This is a genomic window from Fastidiosipila sanguinis, from assembly GCF_002998295.1.
Taxonomy (GTDB): Bacteria; Bacillota; Clostridia; order Saccharofermentanales; family Fastidiosipilaceae; genus Fastidiosipila; species Fastidiosipila sanguinis.
This window is the reverse complement of sequence record NZ_CP027226.1, coordinates 1,361,986-1,383,953: the sequence shown is the minus strand read 5'-3', so window position 1 is coordinate 1,383,953 and position 21,968 is coordinate 1,361,986. Positions and strand designations below refer to the sequence as shown.

At 36.3% G+C, this 21,968-nt stretch carries 19 protein-coding genes; 14 read left to right on the top strand and 5 right to left on the bottom strand.

Translation table 11 applies throughout. The annotated features are described in order from the left end of the window. Positions 1-33: 33 nt before the first annotated feature. From C5Q98_RS05970 to C5Q98_RS05920, 11 genes are all read left to right on the top strand, one after another. Positions 34-888, top strand: coding sequence for a beta/alpha barrel domain-containing protein (locus C5Q98_RS05970; RefSeq protein ID WP_242967358.1), 855 nt, complete (start codon positions 34-36; stop codon positions 886-888). Between the two features lie 289 nt (positions 889-1,177). Next, positions 1,178-2,611 carry an MATE family efflux transporter gene (locus tag C5Q98_RS05965; protein WP_158695727.1) on the top strand — a complete coding sequence of 478 codons (1,434 nt, stop codon included), beginning with the start codon at positions 1,178-1,180 and terminating at the stop codon, positions 2,609-2,611. A 155-nt stretch (positions 2,612-2,766) separates the two neighbouring features. Next, positions 2,767-3,885: a PTS sugar transporter subunit IIC gene (locus C5Q98_RS05960; protein WP_106012733.1), complete on the top strand. Its 1,119-nt coding sequence runs from the start codon at positions 2,767-2,769 to the stop codon at positions 3,883-3,885. Between the two features lie 111 nt (positions 3,886-3,996). Further along, on the top strand, positions 3,997-6,396 hold the full coding sequence (locus C5Q98_RS05955) for a glycoside hydrolase family 31 protein (RefSeq protein ID WP_106012732.1): 2,400 nt from the start codon (positions 3,997-3,999) through the stop codon (positions 6,394-6,396). A gap of 162 nt (positions 6,397-6,558) precedes the next feature. Next, entirely contained in the window at positions 6,559-7,527 is a 969-nt protein-coding gene (locus C5Q98_RS05950; protein WP_106012731.1) for a DMT family transporter, read from the top strand. A 54-nt stretch (positions 7,528-7,581) separates the two neighbouring features. Beyond that, entirely contained in the window at positions 7,582-8,856 is a 1,275-nt protein-coding gene (locus C5Q98_RS05945) for an amidohydrolase family protein (RefSeq protein ID WP_106012730.1), read from the top strand. Positions 8,857-9,042: 186 nt separating this feature from the next. After that, positions 9,043-10,077, top strand: coding sequence for a DMT family transporter (locus tag C5Q98_RS05940; RefSeq protein WP_106012729.1), 1,035 nt, complete (start codon positions 9,043-9,045; stop codon positions 10,075-10,077). A gap of 167 nt (positions 10,078-10,244) precedes the next feature. Further along, entirely contained in the window at positions 10,245-10,625 is a 381-nt protein-coding gene (locus tag C5Q98_RS05935; RefSeq protein ID WP_158695726.1) for a YjgN family protein, read from the top strand. A 74-nt stretch (positions 10,626-10,699) separates the two neighbouring features. Next, complete coding sequence (locus C5Q98_RS05930) at positions 10,700-11,557, top strand: GTP-binding protein (RefSeq protein ID WP_106012728.1); 858 nt, start codon at positions 10,700-10,702, stop codon at positions 11,555-11,557. A gap of 12 nt (positions 11,558-11,569) precedes the next feature. Continuing rightward, positions 11,570-13,414 (top strand): NYN domain-containing protein, encoded by a 1,845-nt coding sequence (locus C5Q98_RS05925; RefSeq protein ID WP_341457371.1) that lies wholly within the window; start codon positions 11,570-11,572, stop codon positions 13,412-13,414. 155 nt (positions 13,415-13,569) lie between these two features. Further along, a complete protein-coding gene (locus tag C5Q98_RS05920) occupies positions 13,570-14,277 on the top strand; it encodes a type I restriction-modification system subunit M N-terminal domain-containing protein (RefSeq protein ID WP_205728423.1) in 708 nt (235 codons plus the stop codon). A gap of 215 nt (positions 14,278-14,492) precedes the next feature. On the opposite strand, the gene C5Q98_RS05915 is transcribed toward C5Q98_RS05920, so the two are convergent. The 5 genes from C5Q98_RS05915 to C5Q98_RS05895 all read right to left on the bottom strand — a co-directional run bounded on the left by C5Q98_RS05915 (position 14,493) and on the right by C5Q98_RS05895 (position 18,470). Next, on the bottom strand, positions 14,493-15,941 hold the full coding sequence (locus C5Q98_RS05915; RefSeq protein WP_106012725.1) for a hypothetical protein: 1,449 nt from the start codon (positions 15,939-15,941) through the stop codon (positions 14,493-14,495). Then, positions 15,938-16,945: a hypothetical protein gene (locus C5Q98_RS05910; RefSeq protein ID WP_106012724.1), complete on the bottom strand. Its 1,008-nt coding sequence runs from the start codon at positions 16,943-16,945 to the stop codon at positions 15,938-15,940. Before C5Q98_RS05910 ends, C5Q98_RS05915 begins: the two co-directional genes overlap by 4 nt. A 47-nt stretch (positions 16,946-16,992) precedes the next feature. Then, positions 16,993-17,166, bottom strand: coding sequence for a hypothetical protein (locus C5Q98_RS05905; protein ID WP_205728422.1), 174 nt, complete (start codon positions 17,164-17,166; stop codon positions 16,993-16,995). A gap of 326 nt (positions 17,167-17,492) precedes the next feature. After that, positions 17,493-18,017, bottom strand: a complete 525-nt coding sequence (locus tag C5Q98_RS05900) for a hypothetical protein (protein WP_158695725.1) — start codon at positions 18,015-18,017, stop codon at positions 17,493-17,495. An 18-nt stretch (positions 18,018-18,035) separates the two neighbouring features. After that, positions 18,036-18,470 carry a hypothetical protein gene (locus tag C5Q98_RS05895; protein WP_106012721.1) on the bottom strand — a complete coding sequence of 145 codons (435 nt, stop codon included), beginning with the start codon at positions 18,468-18,470 and terminating at the stop codon, positions 18,036-18,038. Between the two features lie 284 nt (positions 18,471-18,754). Between C5Q98_RS05895 and C5Q98_RS05890 the strand changes: the two genes are divergently transcribed. From C5Q98_RS05890 to C5Q98_RS05880, 3 genes are read left to right on the top strand one after another with little or no spacing between them, the layout of a single operon-like run. Beyond that, positions 18,755-18,991, top strand: a complete 237-nt coding sequence (locus C5Q98_RS05890) for a helix-turn-helix domain-containing protein (protein ID WP_106012720.1) — start codon at positions 18,755-18,757, stop codon at positions 18,989-18,991. Then, entirely contained in the window at positions 18,988-20,808 is a 1,821-nt protein-coding gene (locus C5Q98_RS05885; protein WP_106012719.1) for a type I restriction-modification system subunit M, read from the top strand. The genes C5Q98_RS05890 and C5Q98_RS05885 overlap by 4 nt, the downstream gene beginning before the upstream one ends. After that, positions 20,805-21,968: a restriction endonuclease subunit S gene (locus C5Q98_RS05880; RefSeq protein ID WP_106012718.1), complete on the top strand. Its 1,164-nt coding sequence runs from the start codon at positions 20,805-20,807 to the stop codon at positions 21,966-21,968. The genes C5Q98_RS05885 and C5Q98_RS05880 overlap by 4 nt, the downstream gene beginning before the upstream one ends.

The window sequence follows — 21,968 nt, the reverse complement described above, 5'->3', positions numbered from 1 at the left end:
ATAAGAACTAATCTTTTTACGAAGGGTAATACAATGAATAATTTTGATAAGGAAAATGATATCAGTATAAACGAAAATAACGGAGGGGATAAAATAATCAACTCTGATAGCGTCAACGAAAACACTCAAAGAAAATCTAGATTGAATGATAATAATAAATTTGTTCCAGAGGTATATTCAAGACTTAGAAGAGAAAATAAGCAGGCTACACCTAAGATCATAAGAAATGCCAGTGGTATAAATATATTTGGTAGAAGAATTAAATCCTTAGTGTTCTCTACTGATGTGGCGACACTTTGTTACACTGATGCAGATGCGATTTTGGCAGTGTATCCTCATACACCTCACCCAGCAATTATTGAAGCAATTACAGGTGTAGCTTCTCAACCAGTTTTTGCAGGAGTAGGTGGTGGAATTACCAAAGGCAACAGAAGTGCAACTATCGCTCAATTTGCGGAGGCTCGTGGTGCTATGGGAATTGTTGTTAACTCACCAACTACTATAGAGACAATTGCTCTAATTGACGAAATGGTTGATTCCCCTATTGTGGCGACAGTTGTCAGTCAGTATGATGATATCGAAGGTAAATTAGCTGCTGGTGTAGATATTTTGAATGTGGCTAACGGCAAAAATACAGCCAATCTTGTTCGCTGGATTCGTAAGCATTACCCAACAGTTCCAATTATTGCAACAGGTGGAGGCAGTGACGAGTCCATTCAGGAAACAATAGATGCCGGTGCCAATGCAATTAGTTTCGCACCACCTACAAATGCAGAATTGTTCAAAGAATTAATGGGCAAGTATAGGACTGAGCGTAAAGAAGACTTCATGGCAGAACATGATGGAATGACTATGACTGAATTCGAAAAGCTAAATGAAGAAAATTAATGCGAGTCAAAATTTAGATGAAGTTGAACTGCGAGTCAAAAACTAGATGGAGTTTTTAATGCAGTCATCTTAACAAAAAATAATTACATAAAAAATAGATTGGATTTACCCCTAAAGTTTGAAGAATTTAAAGAATCATGCGTAGGGGTAAATTTATATATTTATATGAAGGGTAATTTTAAGGGTATTATCAAAGTAAATAACAGGGTTAATATCCAGGCTAATTTTATCTAAATTAGTTTATAATAATCGGTATAAATTCGAATGAATGAGAGTGAGGGGTAAAACGTTGGCATCGACATCAGTATGGCAAAATGATAAGGCACATATAAGACAGAATATTTTGCAAATTATTTTACCTGTTATAATGGAAAACATTTTGAGTATGCTTGCAGCACTAATTGCATCAAGTATGCTTGGACACCTAGATGATTTTGGTATGTCTAGTGTTACAGCAGTTTCTGCTCAGGGAATTTCAACTCAAGTTACTAATATAGTCTGGCACCTTTTCAAAGGTGTTTCTATTGGTGGAACAATTATGATCGCTCAGGCGAGAGGTCGAGAAGACGAAATTCGCATGCAGAACCTAAGCCGTACTGTTATGAAGTCTTTAGTTTTATTCTCAATTCCAGCTGCATTAGTTTTATCTATTTTTGGTGAAAATATTCTTAAAGCATTTTATAATCCAGATCCTGAAGTCTTGAAAATGGGAACTCAATATTTAAGAATAACTGTTATGGGATTCCCAGCTCTAGCTGTTATGCTATCCACTACAGGTATTTACCAGGGACGTGGAGATACCAGAACTCCAATGTTTTTTACCTTGTTCTTTAACGTGGTAAATATAATGATAGCAGCACCATTAATTCTAGGATTACCATTTGGACCAAGAATTGGTTCTACAGGTGCAGCTATTGCGCTTATAGTAGCAGAATATGCGACTGCAACTTTCGCCCTTGTAGTAATGTTTAGACCGGGCGGTATTTTAAACTTAGAAATGATAAATAGAGACGTAATTAATCCTATATTCTCATTGAAGGGTGGCAGACAAATTTGGGGCAAGGGACTTCCTTCTAGTTTTGAGACTATGTTCTGGCAAATATCTTCTATCATTATGGGATCGGTTTTCATGTCTTTCGGAAAGACTGCCTATACAGCGAACCAATTAGGACTTCAAGCAGAAGGATTGGCAGATATGCCAGCTATAGGGTTTGGTATAGCAAGTACAACACTAGTTGGAAGTTTAATAGGAGCGAGACAATTTGTCTTGGGCAAAGAATATACCAAAGAGATTCGTAACATGGCTATAGCTGTTATGACGGTTGGTACTTTAGTGTTAATAATATTCCCAGAGCAGCTAATGGGACTTCTAACAAGTAATCAAGAAGTAATTGATCTGGGTAGCAAATATGTAAGAATAATGGGCTTTATCCAGATACCTCAGAACCTCCAGAAGATTTATACTGGTGCCCTAAAAGGTGTAGGTAAAACTATTTGGCCGATGATTATTGCCGGTATTGGAATCTGGTTAATAAGGGTTCCTTTCTCATTAATAATATATAACTTTACATCATGGCCTGTTTGGACAATCTGGTTCGTCGTAGCAGCTGACCAGGTCTCAAGATTTGTTATTAGTTTGATTGTTTATAAGAAACTAGATATTTGGAATCAGAAACATTATGAAGAAGAGGAACTAGAAAAATTAGCAGAACAAGCATCTTAGCTAGATGTGGGTAAAGCGACTGAAGGTGCTTAAAGCAGCTGAATAGGTTAAAGCGACTGAAGGGCTTAAAGAATCTGAACAACACGAAAAATAATATTATTATTTGTAAAAATGATTTTACATAATAAAAGAACTACTAGATTGGAGGACATTTTATGACAGAAAATAGTAGTTTAGAAGAAGGAAAATTTAAAAAGTTTCTTAAGAAGCAAGGAATAGAGCTTTCTTGGAGACGTTATTTGGTTGATGCATTGGGGGCAATGGCTTTGGGGCTATTTGCCTCTTTGTTAATCGGTACAATAATGAACACGGTTGGAAGCTTATTACCAGGAGATACTGAGTTCGCACAATTCTTGATCAAAGCAGGTGAGTTTGCCAGCAAGGCCTCAGGAGCTGCGATGAGTATTGCAATAGCCTATAGCTTGAATGCTCCACCATTAGTGTTGTATTCAATGGTTGCAGTAGGTATATCAGCCAACCAATTAGGTGGCGCAGGTGGACCTTTAGCTGTCTTTATTATTGCAATTATCACTACTGAGTTAGGTAAATTAGTTTCCAAGACTACACCAGTAGATGTTATTGTTACCCCAACAGTTACTATACTATCAGGTGTGGGGCTGTCCTATGGAATTGCCCCAACAGTAGGTTATTTAGCAAGTTTAGTCGGAGCTGCAATTATCCAAGCAACTAACATAGCGCCATTCTTAATGGGAATTGTTGTTTCAGTTTTAATGGGTATTGCCCTTACGTTACCAATAAGTTCAGCAGCTATTGCAGCGGCTTTTGGATTAACAGGTTTGGCTGGTGGAGCAGCGTATGCAGGTTGTTGTGCTCAGATGGTAGGCTTCGCAGTAATGAGTTTCAAGGAGAATCGTTGGAGCGGATTATTATCACAAGGCGTAGGAACATCAATGTTGCAAATGCCTAATATAGTTAAGAATCCCAAAATCTGGATACCACCAATTTTAGCATCAGCAGTTACAGGACCCCTAGCTACAACTTTATTTAAATTAGAAATGAATGGTGCGCCAATTTCTTCAGGTATGGGTACATCTGGTTTGGTAGGTCAAATAGGACTAATTACAGGCTGGCTAAATCCATCTGAAGCAGCGCTAGCACATGGCGCAACTGTAGTTACTCCGGGAGTTTGGGAGTATAGTGGGATGATATTAATTGGTTTCGTTTTACCTGCTATTTTAACTTTATTATTTGCATATCCAATGCGCAAAAAATCTTGGATTAAATCAGAAGATTTGAAGTTGAATTTGGGATAGATAAATCCAAACCACAGTGCCCATAGAAGCTTTTAACATACATTTATCCAAGCATTTAACATATAATTGATTGTACAAATAATACATAAAAAATTTATGAGGGCGAGGGACATGTTTAAACTAAATCAAGATAAATTTAATCCAGCGGCAAAGGCTGCTTCAGTAATTCAAGGCGACAAGTATAGAATAACTGTTTTGAGCAAAAACTTGCTTCGCTTCGAGTATCAAGAAGATGGAGAATTCCAAGATGAAGTTACCACAATGGTAATCAACAGAGATTTCCCAGAAGTAGAGTTTAAATCTTACAGAAAAGACGGACTTCTATATGTCGATACTGGCGATTTGTTGCTCAGCTATGATGAAGAAGAACCTACAGCATATGGCTTACAAATAAGAGTTCTAAGTAGTGCAGTTAATTGGAACTATGGTAAAAAAGAAGACAGTAATCTTGGTGGTACAGCAAGGACTCTTGATACAATAGATGGTGCTGTAGATGTTGGTCGTGGTGTGATCTCAAGATCTGGTTATGTAGTCATTGATGATGCTAATTCTGCAATAATTGATGGAGACGGTTGGTTCCAAGCTGCAGATAACGATAGAGTAGATCTTTATTTCTTCGGACATGGTAGAGATTACCAAGGCGCAATTAATGATTTCTATAGACTGTCAGGGCCAACACCGTTATTGCCAAGGTTTGTTTTTGGTAACTGGTGGAGCCGCTACCATAGATATGATGAAGAAGAGTATATGGACTTGATGCAGAAATTCGCTGACAAAGACATTCCTCTATCCGTTGCTGTTATTGATATGGACTGGCATATTACAGAAGTTGAACCTCAATATTTGACCGGTTGGACAGGCTATACTTGGAATCAAGACTTGTTCCCAGATCCAGAAAGATTCCTGGCTAAGCTCCATGATTTAGGACTCAAGACAACTTTGAACGTGCACCCGGCGGAGGGTATTAGACCTTTTGAAGTTCAGTACGAAAACATGTGCAAACGTCTTGGCAAAAATCCAGCAGATGATGAAATAATCGAGTTTGATTTCACAGATCAAGATTTTGTCGAAGCCTATTTTGAAGAGATAAATCACCGTTATGAAGAAATTGGAGTAGACTTCTGGTGGATTGATTGGCAACAAGGTACAGTTTCTAGAATGGAAGGATTGGATCCACTTTGGGCGTTGAATCACTTCTATTACTTAGATAGTTGTAAATCTGAATTTATCGATAATGAAGCTGGAGAAAGAGGATTAACATTCTCACGTTATGCAGGCTTAGGAAGCCATAGATATCCTGTTGGATTCTCAGGCGATACTGTCATCAGTTGGGAGAGTTTAGATTTCCAACCTTTCTTCACATCTACTGCAAGTAATGTCGGCTACACTTGGTGGAGTCACGATGTTGGCGGTCACTTCTTAGGTGTCAAAAATGATGAACTTACATCTCGTTGGGTTCAGTATTCTGTGTTTTCTCCAATATTTAGATTGCATAGTAGCGATAATCCATTTATGTCCAAAGAACCTTGGAACTATAGTGAGCCATTTGAGACAATTATTTCTGAGTCAATGCGTTTGAGACAAAGATTGATTCCTTATCTTTACACAATGAACTATAGGACAGCCTTGGAGAACAAGGCCTTGGTTATGCCAATGTACTACGTTCATCCGGAAAGAAAAGAAGCCTATCACGTGCCAAACGAGTATTATTTCGGTTCTGAATTAATTGCTTGTCCAATAACTAGTCCGATAGATCCAGAAACTCAAGTAGCTAAATTCTCAGTCTGGTTACCAGAAGGTGAGTATTTCGATATCTTTAACCACCGTCACTATGAGGGTGATAAGAATATAAATGTCTATAGAAATATCTATGACGTTCCTGTATTTGCCAAAGCGGGTGCAATTTTGCCATTGGATAATGCAGAGAAATTAGAGAATGGTACTGCTAATCCGGAGAGCTTATTGTTAAAAGTATTCACTGGTGCTGATGGGGAGTTTAATTTAATTGAAGATAATTACGAGTTAATTAATCCAAGTGAGAATGACTATGCTTGTACAGAGATTAAATATACCTATAACGATGGTGTGAATTCAGTTCTATCAGTTGACTTGAGCGGAGATTTTGCTGCAATTCCAGCTAATAGGGATATAACAGTTGAACTAGTTGGTGTGAGAGATACAGATGTGTATTTAAACGGTGAATTATTTACTAATACAGAATATAAAGAAGATAGACAAAGCTTACTAATCAATCTTGGACAGATTGGTAACGAAGCTTTTGAGCTTGTTTTCACTGATAGTAAAATTGCAGAATGCTCAGATGAAATAATATTGGAAGAAGTGTTCAATATTCTGAATAGAATGCAAATCGACTATGAAATGAAGCGTAGAATTCTTAACGAATATAAACGTAACGGTAATAGCAATAAGACCTTGAGCAATCTCTATGCAAGTAATGCAGACAAAAAAGTAATAGATGTTCTAGCAGAATTATTTTATGCAGGGGTTTAGTTGTGTTACTAGAGTGACAGCTTTCTGTTATACTTAAAAACTAGATAATAATTAAAGTGCTCTTAAATAACTGTGGTTTAAAAGTTAGCTGCAGATGATTTAGGAGCATATTTTTAGGATTTATTAGGAGATAATAGAGCGCAACAATAGTTAGGAGAGAAAATGGAAAAAACGAATATAAATTTAGATACAAATGAAGTTATGAGTGAGTCAGTTCAGTCAAAAACAAAGCATAAGGCTAGCCTGGGTTATTTGAAGATTTTGCTAGCAGGTATGATCTGGGGTACAGGTGGCTACTATGTAATGCAGATGAATAGACTTGGTGGCGACCCAACAATTACCTCATTTACTAATCATATTTTTGCTCTGATCCCAATTGCTATAGTCTTGCTGATTACGAGAGGGAAAGAAGCCTTCAAGATTTCTAAGCAAGGTTTGATTTTTGCCATAATTATGGGTGTTTTTACCAAGGCATTATTTAAACTAGCTTACGACACTTCAGTAAGTCAGGTTGGACAGAGTACAGGTGCAGTATTACTTTATACAGCTCCGGTATTTATTGCGATTATGTCAGTAGTTTTCTTGAAAGAGAAAATTCGACTCACTAATTATGTAGCTTTAGCACTCAACCTAGTTGGTGTATTTCTAATGGTAACTGGTGGTAATGTACATGAGTTGAACTTACAACCTTTGGGAGTTGTTCTAGGAATTACAGCGGCAGCTTTGCACGCTTTGAATACTATTCTTGGAAGGTTAGCAGGTAAAGGCGATAACCCACTTACTACAAGTTTTTACATGCTATTGTCTAGTAGTATATTTTTACTATTCTTTGCTAAACCATGGCAAGCAGAAACAATAGCACTACTAAAAAATGGCAATTTCTTATTCTGGGCATTGGTTAGTTCATTATTGACAGGAGCAACAGCAAATATGCTTTATCTAGGTGGATTATCCCATGACATTGACACTTCCAAAGCTCCAATTTTCTCATCTGTTGAGGTTATTATTGCTGTCCTAATGGGAGTAGTTTTACTAAATGAAAACATAAATTGGGTGGGAATATTTGGTATCATCTTAATGGTAGTCTCTATTCTTCTAATGAACTTAAAGAAGAACAAGACTGTTGAATAATTAGTTTTATAATGAAAAAGTAAAAAAACAAAAAAAGTAGGAGGAATGAGGAATATGGTAAAGAAATTTATTAATGCAGTAATTTACAGACATCCAGGAGCTGATGAAATCTTGGTCGAAGACGGTAAATTCAAGGCAATTGGGACTAATCTTGGCGAAGCGGATGAGGTCATTGATTTAGAAGGTAAGTTTGTGTTGCCTCCTTATGTAGACTCACACTTACACTTAGACTACGTATATACACTTAGTGATATGGCAGAGATTGGTGCATCTTCAGGTACTTTGTTCGAAGCTATAGAATTATGGCCAAAATACAAGAATCAAAGAATGACAATTGACAGCGTTAAACGTTTAGCTAAGAAGGGTATTCTTGACGAGGTATCACAAGGTACACAATATATTAGAGCTCAAACAGACGTAACTGATCCAGAATTCAAGGGGCTAAAAGCATTACTAGAGCTTAGAGAAGAGATGAAAGATATAGTAGATATACAAGTCGTTGCTTTCCCACAAAATGGTATGTATGCCTACAGAACTGAAGATGGAGTATTTGGTAGAGATTTAGTTGAAGAAGCATTGAAGATGGGTGCAGACGTTGTCGGTGGTATTCCACACTACGAACCTGCAAGAGAGTTTGGTGAGAAATCTGTTCACGATATTGTTAACTTGGCTGTTAAATATGATAAATTAATCGACTCACATACAGACGAGACAGATGACGATCAAGCTAGATTTGTAGAGTTGCTAAATGCTTTAGCCTGGATGGAAGGTATTGGCGAGAAGACAACTGCTTCACATATAGTTTCATTCGGTACAAACAATGATGCATACGTATATAGAATGCTAGATTGGTTCAAGAAATCTGGAATTAATATTGTTTCTAACCCAACAGAGAACGCATATTTACAAGGACGTCACGATACATCCAATAAGTTCAGAGGTATTACAAGGATCAAGGATTTAACTGAAGCAGGTGTAAACGTATCATTCGGGCAAGATTCCATCAATGACGCTTGGTATCCAATGGGTAGCGGTAACTTGATGAACGTTCTAGACAACGGTATTCACCTAGCTCAAACAATGAGTCATGCGGAGGTAGAGAGAGCCTTTGACTACATTACTTACAATGGTGCGAAGACCTTACATATCCATAATGAATATGGTATCGAAGAAGGCAAGAGAGCTAACTTCATTGTTCTAGATGGTGATAGTGCCTGGGATGCAATTAGAAGAAGAGTTCAAGTATTAGCATCTGTTCGTGATGGTGAATTCTTGTTCAAGAAAAAAGCAACAGAGTTTGATGTAGCTTTGGATATGGATAGATTCTAGTAGATTTATTCATGACTTTTTTGAAAATGTAGTAGACTTATAACATATTTAAATATATAAATGTATGAACTAAAACGGCTGCTATAAGTAGCCGTTTTATTAAGTTATACAGAATTTGAGAATTATCTGCTTTGTTAAGTCATATGGACTTCTCAGGCGAATAAATTTTACTTGGAGAAAATAAAAATGGGTAAGACGTTAAAAAATGATGCGATGAAAGGTTATCTATTAATACTTTTATCCGGAATTCTTTGGGGAACTGGTGGTTATTGGGTTATCCAGCTAAACGCATTTGGTGTTGGACCTGCAATGACTTCTCTTTCGGCACACCTCTTGTCGTTAATTCCTATAGGATTAACTATTTTATTTAAGAAAGGTATCTCTGGTTTTAAAATATCCAAGCGTGGATTAATTTTTGCAATAATCTTAGGTATATTTGGCAAAGGTATTCTAAAAATATCTTATGATGCAGCCACTATCGAGGTTGGACAAAGCACAGCCTGTGTTCTACTTTATACTGCTCCAATTTTTGTAACAGCTATATCTGTATGTTTCTTGAAGGCTAAAGTTCGTTGGAATACCTATATAGCTTTGGCCTTGAATCTCCTAGGAGTAATTTTGATAGTAACTGGAGGCAATTTTAGAGAATTTAACTTGAGTAGCTGGGGAATTATTTTGGGGTTAATTGCAGCCTTTACTTATGCTTTGAATATTATCTTGGGAAGAGCTGCAGGAGAAAATGCAGATCCTCTCGTGGCATCCTTCTATATGATGTTGACTAGTACTACATTTTTATTCTTTGTGGCTAAGCCTTGGCAGATGGCCAATCCAGAAGTGCTTCTCAACGGAAAATTTATTTTCTGGGCAGTTATAAATTCAGTTTTGACAGCAGCTGTACCTAATATGATTTACCTGCAAGGACTGTCATATGATATAGAAGTTCCAAAGGCGGGAATTATTTCATCAGTTGAGGTAATAGTTGCAACATTTATGGGCGTGTTCTTGTTGGGTGAAAATATGAACTTTGTTAGTGTCTTGGGATTATTAATAATGCTCAGCTCTATTGTCTTGTTGAACTCAAAAGTTGAAGAAGTTGAGATTGAGAATTTTGAACTTAAACACGAAGATGTAGAGCGAGTTGAAGTTGAAGTATCAAAAGTCGATCATACTGAAGTCGCAAAGCTTGATGTCGATCATACTGAACTTGAACAAGCAGAATAAGATGTAAGGAAAGATGCCTGGAAATCTTCTAGGCATTTTTTATACTTATCTTTGCAAGTTTTTGACAGCAACAATTTAAACTAATAAGAGAACTTTATATTGGATTTACTAAATAAGATGTGACATACTTTTTAGTATGCAAATCATGGCAAAGGAGAGCTAACAATATGCAAGATAATTACAATACTTTTAATAATAGAAATTCTACAAATAATCGTTTTTATCCAGGATACGCAGTAAATGATGGCGTTTCATATTTTGATGGAGGACTTCTACAACTAGTAATTCTAAAAATTATAGGACTATTAGTTACCGTATTAAGCCTGGGAATATTAATGCCTTGGGCATACTGCAGAGTGTACAGCTGGGAAGCTAGTCATACAGTAATTGATGGCAGAAGATTAGTATTTACTGGAAGTGCGGTCGGTCTATTTGGTCAGTGGATTAAGTGGTTGCTATTGTCCTTTATCACTTTTGGTATTTATGGTTTCTGGGTAGATATTAAATTGAAGCAATGGAGAACTAAACACACTCACTTTAGAAATTAATAGTTTCTATATGCGATAAAATCAAGAGGTTTCAAAAAATACAGACAATAAGAAGGGATAGGTAAACAGCGATAATGGGCAAAAATAACATAGCACTAGGTATAATTGCTCACGTTGATGCAGGCAAAACAACTTTGTCTGAATCTATCCTTTATCATGCTGGGGCAATTAGGAATAAAGGTCGTGTTGATCATGGTGATGCTCACTTAGATATAGATAGCCTGGAGAGACAACGAGGAATTACAATCTATTCTAAGCAAGCATTTTTTCAACTAGGGGATAAAGATTTTTATCTATTGGATACACCTGGGCACGTTGATTTCACCACGGAGATGGAGAGAGTGCTGTTCGTTCTGGACTACTGCATATTGATAATTAGTGCACCAGAATCTGTCAGTCCTAAGGTCAAAGATCTATGGCAGTTATTAGAATACTATCAAGTTCCAACTTTTATTTTCGTAAACAAAATGGACCAGGATGGCATGTCTAGAGACAAAATTTTTGCAGAAATACAAACTGAATTAGGCAGTAAATGCGTTGCTTTCCCGGATGATGTTGAAAATTTCACGGATGAACAGTGGGAAGATATTGCTGTAAATGATGAGAGACTTCTGGAGAATTACCTTGAGGGCAACACGATTGGAAAAGAAGATATTGCTAGACTGATCAAAGAGCGTAAACTTTTCCCCGTATTCTTCGGTTCTGCGCTTAAAGAGGCAGGTATAGAGACTTTTCTAACTGCTATGGAAAGATACATGGAGCCTAGAGAATATACGCAGGAATTCGGCGCACGAGTATTTAAGATTAGTCGAGATGAGCAAAATACCAGACTTACATGGATGAAAATTACTGGTGGTAGCCTTGAAACTAAGAAGACCCTTGATTACCCTGCTTTAGCCACAGATAGTGCAGAAGATCAGGAAGAGACTTAGCAGAATAAATTAATTAGTGAGAAAGTTGAGCAAATCAGAGTCTACTCCGGCGCTAAATATGAGGCGATCCAAACTGCAGAAGCTGGCGCTGTCGTTGCAGTAACAGGGTTAAAAGAATCTTATATAGGACTAGGAATTGGCAAAGAGCAAGAGCGATTAAGTGCTACCAATAGTCCGGTTTTAAAATACAAGATAATTCTTCCTGATGGAGAAGATGCATATAGAGCTTTCAAATTGTTGAGAGCATTCGAGGATCAAGACCCTTCACTTAATTTCCAGTATGAACAAAGAACACAAGAGATAACTGTCAATATCATGGGGCAGGTGCAGATGGAGACACTGCAGAGTAGAGCTCAAGACGAGTTTAATCTAGCTATTGAGTTCTCTGATCCTGATCTAATTTACAAAGAAACAATTGCTGAATCTGTATTTGGTATTGGGCACTTCGAACCACTACGACATTACTCTGAAGTAATTGTGAAACTAGAACCTTTAGCGAGAGGTAGTGGGATCGTTATAGAGAACCAGTGTTCTAGAGATACACTCAAGGCTAATTGGCAGAGTTTAATCCTTTCAACTCTCAAGAGTAAACGACATAAGGGTGTATTGACTGGGAGTGACCTCACCGATGTGAAAATCACCCTCATGCACGGTATTGCTCACGAGAAACATACCTCAAGTGGAGACTTCAAACAGGCGAGCATACGTGCTGTGCGACAAGCGTTGATGCAGGCTGAATCGATTTTGCTAGAGCCAATGTATGAGTTGAACTTAACTATTCCTCAGAACTATTTGGGCAAGGTAATGACAGAAATTGACCTGCTAGGTGGGACTTTGGATGCACCTGAAATGGAGGGAGATTTAGCTACTGTTAAAGGTAGTATTCCGGCAAGAAATTTGGGAGAGTTTACCAGAGATCTGCAAGCATATACTGGAGATGAAGCTAGAGTTTCTTTCAAGTTAGGAGACTATTCTGAAGTAAAAGCTGCGGAGGAGATAATTACTGCTCATAATTATGATCCAGAAGCAGACTTGAACAACCCGGTAGATTCTGTATTTTGTGCAAATGGAGCAGGTTTTATTGTACCGTGGGATGAGGTGGAAGAGTTTTTCCATTCTAAAGATAAACTTAGAGAAATCAAGCTGGCTGAGTTAAATAACAAGAGTTTTTCGAAGACGTACCCAACAGCAACTGTTATTCAAAATCCGTTAAAAGGCACTTCCAAGGAAGCTGGTATAGATCACGCCGAGCGCCAAAGACGTATAGTCAAAGAGGACAATGAACTTAAACAGATCTTCGAGAGGACCTATGGAGCAATAGATAAGCCTAAGAAGAGACCTGAGCGAAGAGAAAATAAACCAGCAAAAACTGCTGCACGAAATTTCAACGATAAAGAAAAAGCTGCCTTAGCAAATAAACTTAATGAGGGACGAAAGTCTTATCTATTAGTTGATGGCTATAATGTTTTGCATGCTTTGCCAGAACTTAAGAAATTATCTGAAACAGATATTAACGCTGCACGAGACAAATTAATTGATATTCTTATAAACTACCAAGGATTTAGGTCAGAGAAGGTCATCCTAGTATTCGATGCTTACAAGGTCAGAGGCGGTCAAGAAAGTGTTGAAGATTATTCTGGCCTTTCCGTTGTCTATACCAAAGAAGCCGAAACAGCAGATAAATATATTGAACGAGCTACTCATGAGAAAGTTAAGCAAAATGCTATTGTTAGGGTTGCTAGTTCTGATGCATTAGAGCAAGCGATTGTGTTTGGTGCTGGGGCTCTACGTATGTCAGCAAGAGAGTTCTGGTTGCACGTTGCTGCTGTTGAAGGTGAGATTAGGGAGATGTTGTAGGGGGGGTAGAGCAGTTAGATTTAGAATTGCTTATTAGATCAAATGGTGGATTTAATTATATTCAAAAGTTATAAAGATAGATGAAATTTTAAAACTGTTATAATGGATACAATTTTATATTTACACTGTAAATGAGTATAAATAAGGAGCAGATAATGAAAACGACTACTTTAACGCAAGCTTTATGGAACTCGGCAGACGTCCTACGTGGTAAAATGGACGCGAACGAATACAAGAACTATACACTTGGTATTATTTTCTATAAATTTTTGTCCGATCAATATTTAGAGGTAGCATGTGATTTCTTGGGAGAAGAAGTTGAAAATTTAAATGAAGCACAAGCTATATATGAGCAAAGTTATGCTAATGAAGAAGAACGTGAAGATTTACTGAGAGAATTGAAATATAAATTTTATTATACAATTGAGCCAAATCTTACCTACATAAAACTTATGCAACGTATTCATAGTAATGAGTTCTTACTAGAAGAGTTAGATCAAGCATTTAGAAATATTGAGCAGTCTAATATTGAGTTTGAAAACTTATTTGCAGATGTAGACTTAATGTCTAGACGCTTAGGCGCAACTCCACAAAAGCGCAATGAAACAATTTCAGCTGTAATGAGAGAGCTAGAAGGCTTAAACTTAGCTGAGGAGAAAGATAACCTCGGTGATGCCTATGAATATTTAATAGGTAATTTTGCTTCTGAATATGGTAAAAAAGCAGGTGAATTCTATACTCCACAACCAGTTTCAAATTTAATGGCTCAAATAGCAGTAATAGACAAAGAAAATAAACATGGTTTAAGTGTTTATGAGATAACTTTACAGGGAATGATACAGAGTTTGGCGGCTGTTGCTTAAAAGAACACTGTAAATAAGGGCTTATTAGAAATTGAAAAATTGTAATATGTGATGTGGAGATCTAGCGTAAGTGGACGCTAGATTTTTTGCTTTTTAGGGGTGTCTGTTTGAGTTTAGGGGGTGTCTTGATTTAGAATGGGGGATGTCAATGGACACCCCTTAAATTAAAGTTGCAGATATTAAATTAATTAGTCGGTTCATTTTAATCGAAAAAATTAGCTCTCTATCAATCGGTTGCGAAGCTCTATCACATTCGGAGAGTCAAAATCATACTTAAAAATGGAAGCGATAATAATCTGATTCCCAGAAAAGTCTCTTTTAAGTATATTCATCATCAACTGGATATTATTTCTATCCACTTCTTTACCACTGGGTGAATCCAAAATAATCGGTAGTTTAATATGTAAATATTTTTCGATTTCGATAATGTATGCTAAGCGAAAAGCAAAAACTGTTTTGTGTAGTACAGCACCAGATAGTTCTTTTAAATTAGAAGTAAACAGATATGATTGCACAATAGAATCGCTGTTCCCTACACCAAGTTCAGAAGCATATTTAACCATATTTTGGTAAAGAGAATTTACTACGCCTGTATTCGACTTGGTTTTGCTAGATATTTCTTGACGAATGGATCTTAGTGTCTTTTCCAAGCGTTTTACTTCTTTATTAATAACACTCGCATTGATAGGGATAGAAGAAACACGTCTATCAAAAATGTCAATCATACTTTCTGATTGGAAAAATGCTAATTGTTCTGTTTCGTTGGTTTGTTCTTTTTGTTTATCTTCTAACTGGTGCATTACAGATTTCAGCTCGGAAGAAGTGATTTTACGTTTGGTGATTAGAAAATCTATAGTATCAGAGAGTCCAACGATACTTTCGGAAGTAACAGGGAATTCTGTTCCATCTGGCAACTGAATAATTAATTTCATTTCAGCCACATATTGTCGTACTCGTTTATTATCTGAAATACTTTTATCAATTCTCCTTAGTTCACTTTGAAGTGCTTTTTGCTGTATCAAAAGTTGTGCTATAACTGCATCAGATTCTTCAGAATAGGAATCAGATACAAGTGTGCCACTTTCTTCTATGATTTTATCACGGTATTTAGCCACACTGAACATCTGACGATATTTGGAGAGTTCCTTAGAAAGCTGTATTTCTTTACGAATCAAATCACTACAATCACAATCGGATAATCCACGAATCAGTTCTTCAATATTAAAGCGAATGCTTCCTATGACGGTACCACGATTAAGAAGTGTCCATCCTTTTTCCTGGTCAGTATAAATTGCTCCAAGAATGTTATTCAATACATCAGTATTTTTCGTTCCAAATATTATTTTATGTAAATCATGCATTTGGTCGGGCAATATGAACGTTTTCTTTTCGTTTGAAATCGTTGCTTCAATAAAATCGTAAGAAAAGCGAGATAAGGTTATTTCGCCAATATTATCGACTAAAATTCGTGAAATAACCTCACATTGGTCAAACTTGATATTTTTAGTATTGGGTATGTTATAACCTAGAGAGTACAGCATGAAGCGTAGAAGGGTAGTTTTTCCCTTACTGTTTTCCTCACTAAAAATAAGATTTACACCATCTGAGAAATTGATAGTGCGTTCAAATAGACCTTCTTTTATTCGAATAGATTGAATGATCACAGATTCACCCCCTGTTTAACCTTGTTAATGGTAATTCTTCGACGAATTACATTATATAAGACAACCTTCGTAAGTCCTTCTAACGTATTGTCGTCGATACAGCCTGAAGAAAATTCTGATTTGTAATTTTCCCAAGAATTGTCAATGAAGTCATTACACTTTTCCATAGCTTTTTTTGTGCTGGGAAACTCAATATAGTCATAAAGTATTTTTGTAAAGAATTCAATGCGTTCACAACAAGAATCGATGGTAGTACTATAAAGTCGAACAATCTCTTCATATACGCCTAATTCAAATTGGTTTAAAAAATCATCTTCGCAGCAATTAATATCTGTCTCATGCACCAATATAGGCCATATAATATCTTTTTTTGACAGCTCAATAGATGGATCTCGTTTTGATCCGTTGGTGAAAAGATTATTATTCCATATCTGGAGCAACCATTTTCCAAGACCCGGTGAATTAACATTAAGGGTACCAATAAAATCATTTATTGCTTGCAAGACAGCTTTGTATCGTTCTGCTTCATCATCTGTTTCGAATGGGAATACTTGCACAGTGAACTTCTGCAAATCAAGAGGATTCTCTATATTAGTAAGATAATTAGTTACTATTTTCTGTGCAGAGGGTGGCAAAGTGGAAAACGCTCTACGAGTAGGGAATCCACTAAAAACACTATGTGAACCCAAATCTTTGAAAGGATTAGGAGAATTGGTGATAAAAATTAATTGCTGTGGCGTTGTTTTCTGAGATCCTTCTGAGAGAGAAATCAGTGCCTTTTTAAGGTTTTGACGGACATTAGAAAAATCATGACTGCTCTTTTCAACAGCCTTTGCTTGCGCAAGAATTTTGAGACCATTATCTAATGTCAGTTCTATATCCTCTGCATTGCCCTCCAGGCGAACAGAGTTTAAATCTTTGATGTTTTCTAGCATGAGAATAATTGCAGCATTCCTCTGAAAATCAAAACCAAACAATACTGCATTAGCACGCCTGTTTACCATTACTATCCCACCTCCTTTGGGGTTATTATATATAGTCCATATAATACTTATAGCTTTTTTACTAACTCATCGATAGCTTTGCTGAATTCAGCCATTCGGCTTTCTTGATTGAAGAAAGGAAGACCGAGAATCGTATATCCTTTACCAAGAATATCGACAATCTTGTGTTCATCTTTAATTTGCGATAAGAATACTTCCTTACATTCATCTTGTAACAGCAACTGTGTTCCTTTTGGTTCAATATACGCTTGTAACGACTTAACTTTTACGTTATCTTTCTTTTGTGAATGCCAAGCAAAAATGACGCCCTAACTAACAAGCAAATATGTCACCTCCTAATAGCTTTACCATATTTAAAGTTACGCCAAGGTGATTTGCTTGTTTCTATTTTAACAGGACTATGAGATTTTTGATTATTTAATTGTTTTTTCTGTTTAGTATTGATATCCTTTTCTACATAATCTTTAGCTTCGATTAGCTTCGATTAGCTTCGATGGTATTTAAGCAGAGATTATTAACTATAACCCTAATGCCAAGCTTATAGCTGTCACAAACAATAATTTGAGTTTTTTGGTTTTAGGGTTATTTTATTTTCTTTAGTATCTATGCTGTATTTTTTACCAGCGTAACTGAAGGTTAGACCTGAATTTAATTGCCTAAAGCTTTGTTGTGAAAATCTTGTGTACAACTCTTCAGCATCTATACTTTTTAAGAAAGAAGATTCGACATTTTCAGGTTCAACTGCAAATTTAGCATTATATTTATTAATAAATTTGAGTAAAAATTTATTCGTGTCTGCGATATTAGAAATACCCATGCGTTTAAGTTCTAAAGGTAATCTATCTTGTAATGTTAGCCAAAGTCTTTCTATTCGTCCTTTAGCTTGAGCAGACTTAGCTAAAATTAAGGAAATTCTTAATTCTCTGCATGCTCTCTTAAAGTTAGGTTCTTTAAAGATGACTCCTGCTAATTGTTCATCTAAGCTAAGACTAGTTTCTTCTTTGGGGTTGTAATGGAATACGGTTCTACTATCAGAATATATAGATAACGGCAGACCATATTTTTTATTCATTTGTTGCATACATTCTGTTTATCCTTTTAAAGTTTCTTCTTTAGCAAAATATAGAGCCAGAATTTCACTACTAGAATCATCAATAATCCCATGTAAATAAACTTTTTCACCAGTACCGAACCAATCGAACTGACTAGCATCTATTTGTACTAACTCACCCTTAGAGCCTCGCCTTTTTCTTGAACGATGATATTTAGGTCTACGCTTCTTGCGCTTTGGAGAGACGATACCTTCTTGCTTTAATATACTATGTAAGCTACTCCTAGATATGTTTATGTTGTAATCTTCTTCTAACACATCTCGAAAGTGAGAGAAGTTATATGCTTTAAATTCATTGAGCGCTAAATTAACTATAAAATTCTTATCTGCAATAGAAATAGCGTTATGTGCCTGTTTTCCACGATTACCATGTAAAACTGCTTCTATTCCAAATTCTTTTGCCTTTCTTTTCAAACGTTGGACAGATCTAACACTTAGACTTAGTGCTGAGGCAGCTTCTTCATTAGTAATTAATCATGAGATTAATTGAGAAATTGTGTTCATTCTAATAATATCTTTGTCATTTACCATAATTTTCATTCCTTTATTTTAATTTATGGGTGACATATTTGCTTGACACTTATACATGACATTTTTGCTTGGAAACTACACAGATGGACTGGATAGGTAGAAGAAATTATAGTTTTGCGGTATAATAACGCTATATTTTCGAGATATTCAAGAGAAAGATATGCAACATGGAATTTCCAAAAGAAATTAAAAGAATCAGACAGAGATGTTTTTTAACACAGCAGGACTTTGCCAAAGAGATACAGGTGGCATTTTCTACTGTTAATAGATGGGAAGGCGGTAAAGCAAAGCCTAACCTTATTGCGATGAAAAATATAAAAGAGTTCTGCCTTAAGAATGATGTGGACTATACAGGTGTTGAAGATGCATGGCTTGACTTTAAGGTAGAGGGAAAATCGAAATGATTAATATAAGAAAACTCGAATCAGAATTATGGGAATCTGCTGATTTATTACGTGCAGGTTCAAAGCTTACATCAAATCAATATTGTATGCCTGTGCTTGGGCTTATTTTCCTACGCTACGCATACAGCAGATACAAAATGGTTGAAGCAGAAATCTTAAAAGGACGTCCATCTCGTGGTGGTCGAGTTATACCTGTTGAGGCAAGTGACTTTGCAGCAAAGAGTGCATTATATCTTCCTAAAGAAGCACAGTATGATTATTTGTTAAATCTTCCAGAAGATATCTCAGCTGCTGGACTTGTTAATAAAGACGGTCATAGCATGAAAAGTTTAGGAGAAGTTGTCAATAACGCTATGCAGCTCATTGAAGATCAAAGCGAACAGTTGGTTGGTGTGCTTCCTAAAAGCTATACTGATTTTTCTGATGAGATTTTAGCAGAACTTCTTCGCATATTTAATAACTCTGCACTTGATGAAGTTGGTGGAGATATTATCGGAAGAATCTATGAGTACTTCTTAAATAAATTTGCAAAGAATATTGCATCAGATGACGGTGTTTTCTTTACACCTAAGTCTCTTGTAAAGATGATTGTTAATATTATCGAGCCTAAAAGTGGAGTCTTACTCGATCCCGCTTGCGGCAGCGGGGGTATGTTTATTCAGTCCGGGGATTTTGTAAATGCTACAGGAATGAATGCTAATAGAGCTATGACTTTTTATGGTCAGGAAAAGGTTGAATATAATGCTCAGCTTTGTCTGATGAATATGGCTGTACATGGACTTACAGGTGTGATTAAATCTGGTGACGAAGCAAATAGCTTTTATCACGATGCACACAACCTTGATGGCTGCTGCGATTACGTGATGGCAAATCCACCTTTCAATGTAGATAAGGTTAAAGCAGAATCATGTGAAAGTGCAAAACGCTTACCTTTTGGAATGCCAAGCATTAATAAAAATAAAGAAGTTGGAAATGCTAATTATCTTTGGATTTCTTATTTCTATAGTTATCTTAACGAAAAAGGTCGTGCAGGTTTTGTTATGGCTTCCTCTGCTACTGATAGTCAAGGTAAAGATAAAAATATCAGAGAAAGCCTTATTAAAACAGGCCATGTAGATGCGATGATAAGTGTTGGAAATAACTTTTTTTATACCAAATCACTACCTTGTTCTCTTTGGTTCTTTGATAAGGGAAAAGCTGATGCACTCAAAGACAAAGTCCTTTTCATTGATGCAAGAAACTATTATACAGTAGTTGACCGTACTCTTAACGAATGGTCTGAATGGCAACTTAAAAATATGAATGCCATTGTATGGCTTTACCGTGGAGAGCTTGATAAATACGTTGATCTTCTTAACGAGTATCGCTCTGCTCTAGGCAGTGATAAAGCTTTCGAGGACCAAGTGCATGAATTATCAAAAAAAGAAAAATCCCTTCGAAAAGAAGCAAAAAAAGCAGTCAAAGCGGCTGAAAAGCGTGAAAAGAAAAAGACTCAAGAGGCCTATGATATAAAGCTAGCAGACCTTAGCGAAACTCTCACAATAGCAAAGGAAGCAAACTGGCTCTACGAAAAATTCGGTGACGGCGTCTATACCGATGTCCCTGGTCTTTGTAAACTAGTATCCATTTCTGAAATTGAAGAAAAGGGCTGGTCACTAACTCCAGGAGCCTATGTAGGTGTGGAACCTATTGAAGATGATGGGGTAGACTTTGAAGAACGCATGACTGAAATTCACAAGGAACTTCTTTCTCTTCATAAAGAATCAAACGACTTGATGGATGCCATCTCGCAGAATTTGAAGGAGATGGGGTTATGATTAAAAGAAGATTAGGCGATATTATTGAAATAAAACATGGATATGCGTTTGATGGGGATCATATCATTACAGAAGATAATGGTATTGTGTTAGTAACACCGGGTAACTTTAAAATTGGTGGTGGATTTAAAGAAGAAAAATGTAAGTTTTTTAATGGGCAAATTCCTGATAGTTATGTTCTGCAAGAAGGCGATTATATTGTAACAATGACAGACTTGAGCAAAACAATTGATACATTAGGTTACAGTGCAAAGATTCCCTGCAATTCAAAACGCATGTATTTGCACAATCAACGAATTGGATTGATTGTTTTTAAGGATGAAGATGTATGTAGAGAATATATTTATTATGTTATGCAGACGCATGATTATCAAAAGTCTATAGCTAATACATCAACAGGAGCTACTGTACACCATACATCACCAACTAAAATTTGTGATTATAGATTTTACTTGCCTGAATATACAGTGCAAAAAAAAGTAGCTGAAATATTAACATCATATGATACTCTCATTGAAAACAGCCAAAAACAAATTAAACTTCTCGAAGAAGCTGCCCAGAGGATTTACAAGGAATGGTTTGTGGATTTGCGTTTTCCTGGATATGAAGATGTGGATCTTGTTGATGGAGTGCCGGAGGGGTGGAGCAAAGAATTGATTGGAAACGTTATAGGTAAGGTTTCTCGTACAAAACAAATTAAAACTGCAGATTACCTATTAGAAGGTTCAATTCCCATTATCGATCAGAGTCGTGATTTTATCGCTGGTTATACAAATGATAGTGAGGCATTGGTGAATACAGGAACACCAGTAATTGTTTTTGGTGATCATACAAGAATTCTGAAATACATTCAGTTCCCTTTTGCAAAAGGAGCAGATGGAACACAGTTGATTATCAGCGATAGAACTAATATGCCACAATCATTATTATATTTGTCTTTGATTGCTGTAGATTTATCCAACTATCACTATGCTCGCCATTTTAAGTATCTTAAGGCAGAATCTATTTTAATTCCGTCACAAGATGTTGCAGATGAATTTGATAGATTGATTTCGCCAATATTATCTCAAATTCAAAAGTTGAGAGAAAAATGTTATGAATTATCTCAAGCTCGTGACCGCTTATTGCCTAAGTTAATGAGTGGAGAAATTGAGGTGTAG

What these genes read in the sequence shown, in the direction of transcription:
- C5Q98_RS05970 (WP_242967358.1), top strand. Translation starts at nt 34, where the DNA reads ATGAATAATTTTGATAAGGAAAATGATATCAGTATAAACGAAAATAAC.
- C5Q98_RS05960 (WP_106012733.1), top strand. Translation starts at nt 2,767, where the DNA reads ATGACAGAAAATAGTAGTTTAGAAGAAGGAAAATTTAAAAAGTTTCTT.
- C5Q98_RS05955 (WP_106012732.1), top strand. Translation starts at nt 3,997, where the DNA reads ATGTTTAAACTAAATCAAGATAAATTTAATCCAGCGGCAAAGGCTGCT.
- C5Q98_RS05950 (WP_106012731.1), top strand. Translation starts at nt 6,559, where the DNA reads ATGGAAAAAACGAATATAAATTTAGATACAAATGAAGTTATGAGTGAG.
- C5Q98_RS05945 (WP_106012730.1), top strand. Translation starts at nt 7,582, where the DNA reads ATGGTAAAGAAATTTATTAATGCAGTAATTTACAGACATCCAGGAGCT.
- C5Q98_RS05940 (WP_106012729.1), top strand. Translation starts at nt 9,043, where the DNA reads ATGGGTAAGACGTTAAAAAATGATGCGATGAAAGGTTATCTATTAATA.
- C5Q98_RS05935 (WP_158695726.1), top strand. Translation starts at nt 10,245, where the DNA reads ATGCAAGATAATTACAATACTTTTAATAATAGAAATTCTACAAATAAT.
- C5Q98_RS05930 (WP_106012728.1), top strand. Translation starts at nt 10,700, where the DNA reads ATGGGCAAAAATAACATAGCACTAGGTATAATTGCTCACGTTGATGCA.
- C5Q98_RS05920 (WP_205728423.1), top strand. Translation starts at nt 13,570, where the DNA reads ATGAAAACGACTACTTTAACGCAAGCTTTATGGAACTCGGCAGACGTC.
- C5Q98_RS05910 (WP_106012724.1), bottom strand. Translation starts at nt 16,945, where the DNA reads ATGGTAAACAGGCGTGCTAATGCAGTATTGTTTGGTTTTGATTTTCAG.
- C5Q98_RS05900 (WP_158695725.1), bottom strand. Translation starts at nt 18,017, where the DNA reads ATGAATAAAAAATATGGTCTGCCGTTATCTATATATTCTGATAGTAGA.
- C5Q98_RS05890 (WP_106012720.1), top strand. Translation starts at nt 18,755, where the DNA reads ATGGAATTTCCAAAAGAAATTAAAAGAATCAGACAGAGATGTTTTTTA.
- C5Q98_RS05885 (WP_106012719.1), top strand. Translation starts at nt 18,988, where the DNA reads ATGATTAATATAAGAAAACTCGAATCAGAATTATGGGAATCTGCTGAT.
- C5Q98_RS05880 (WP_106012718.1), top strand. Translation starts at nt 20,805, where the DNA reads ATGATTAAAAGAAGATTAGGCGATATTATTGAAATAAAACATGGATAT.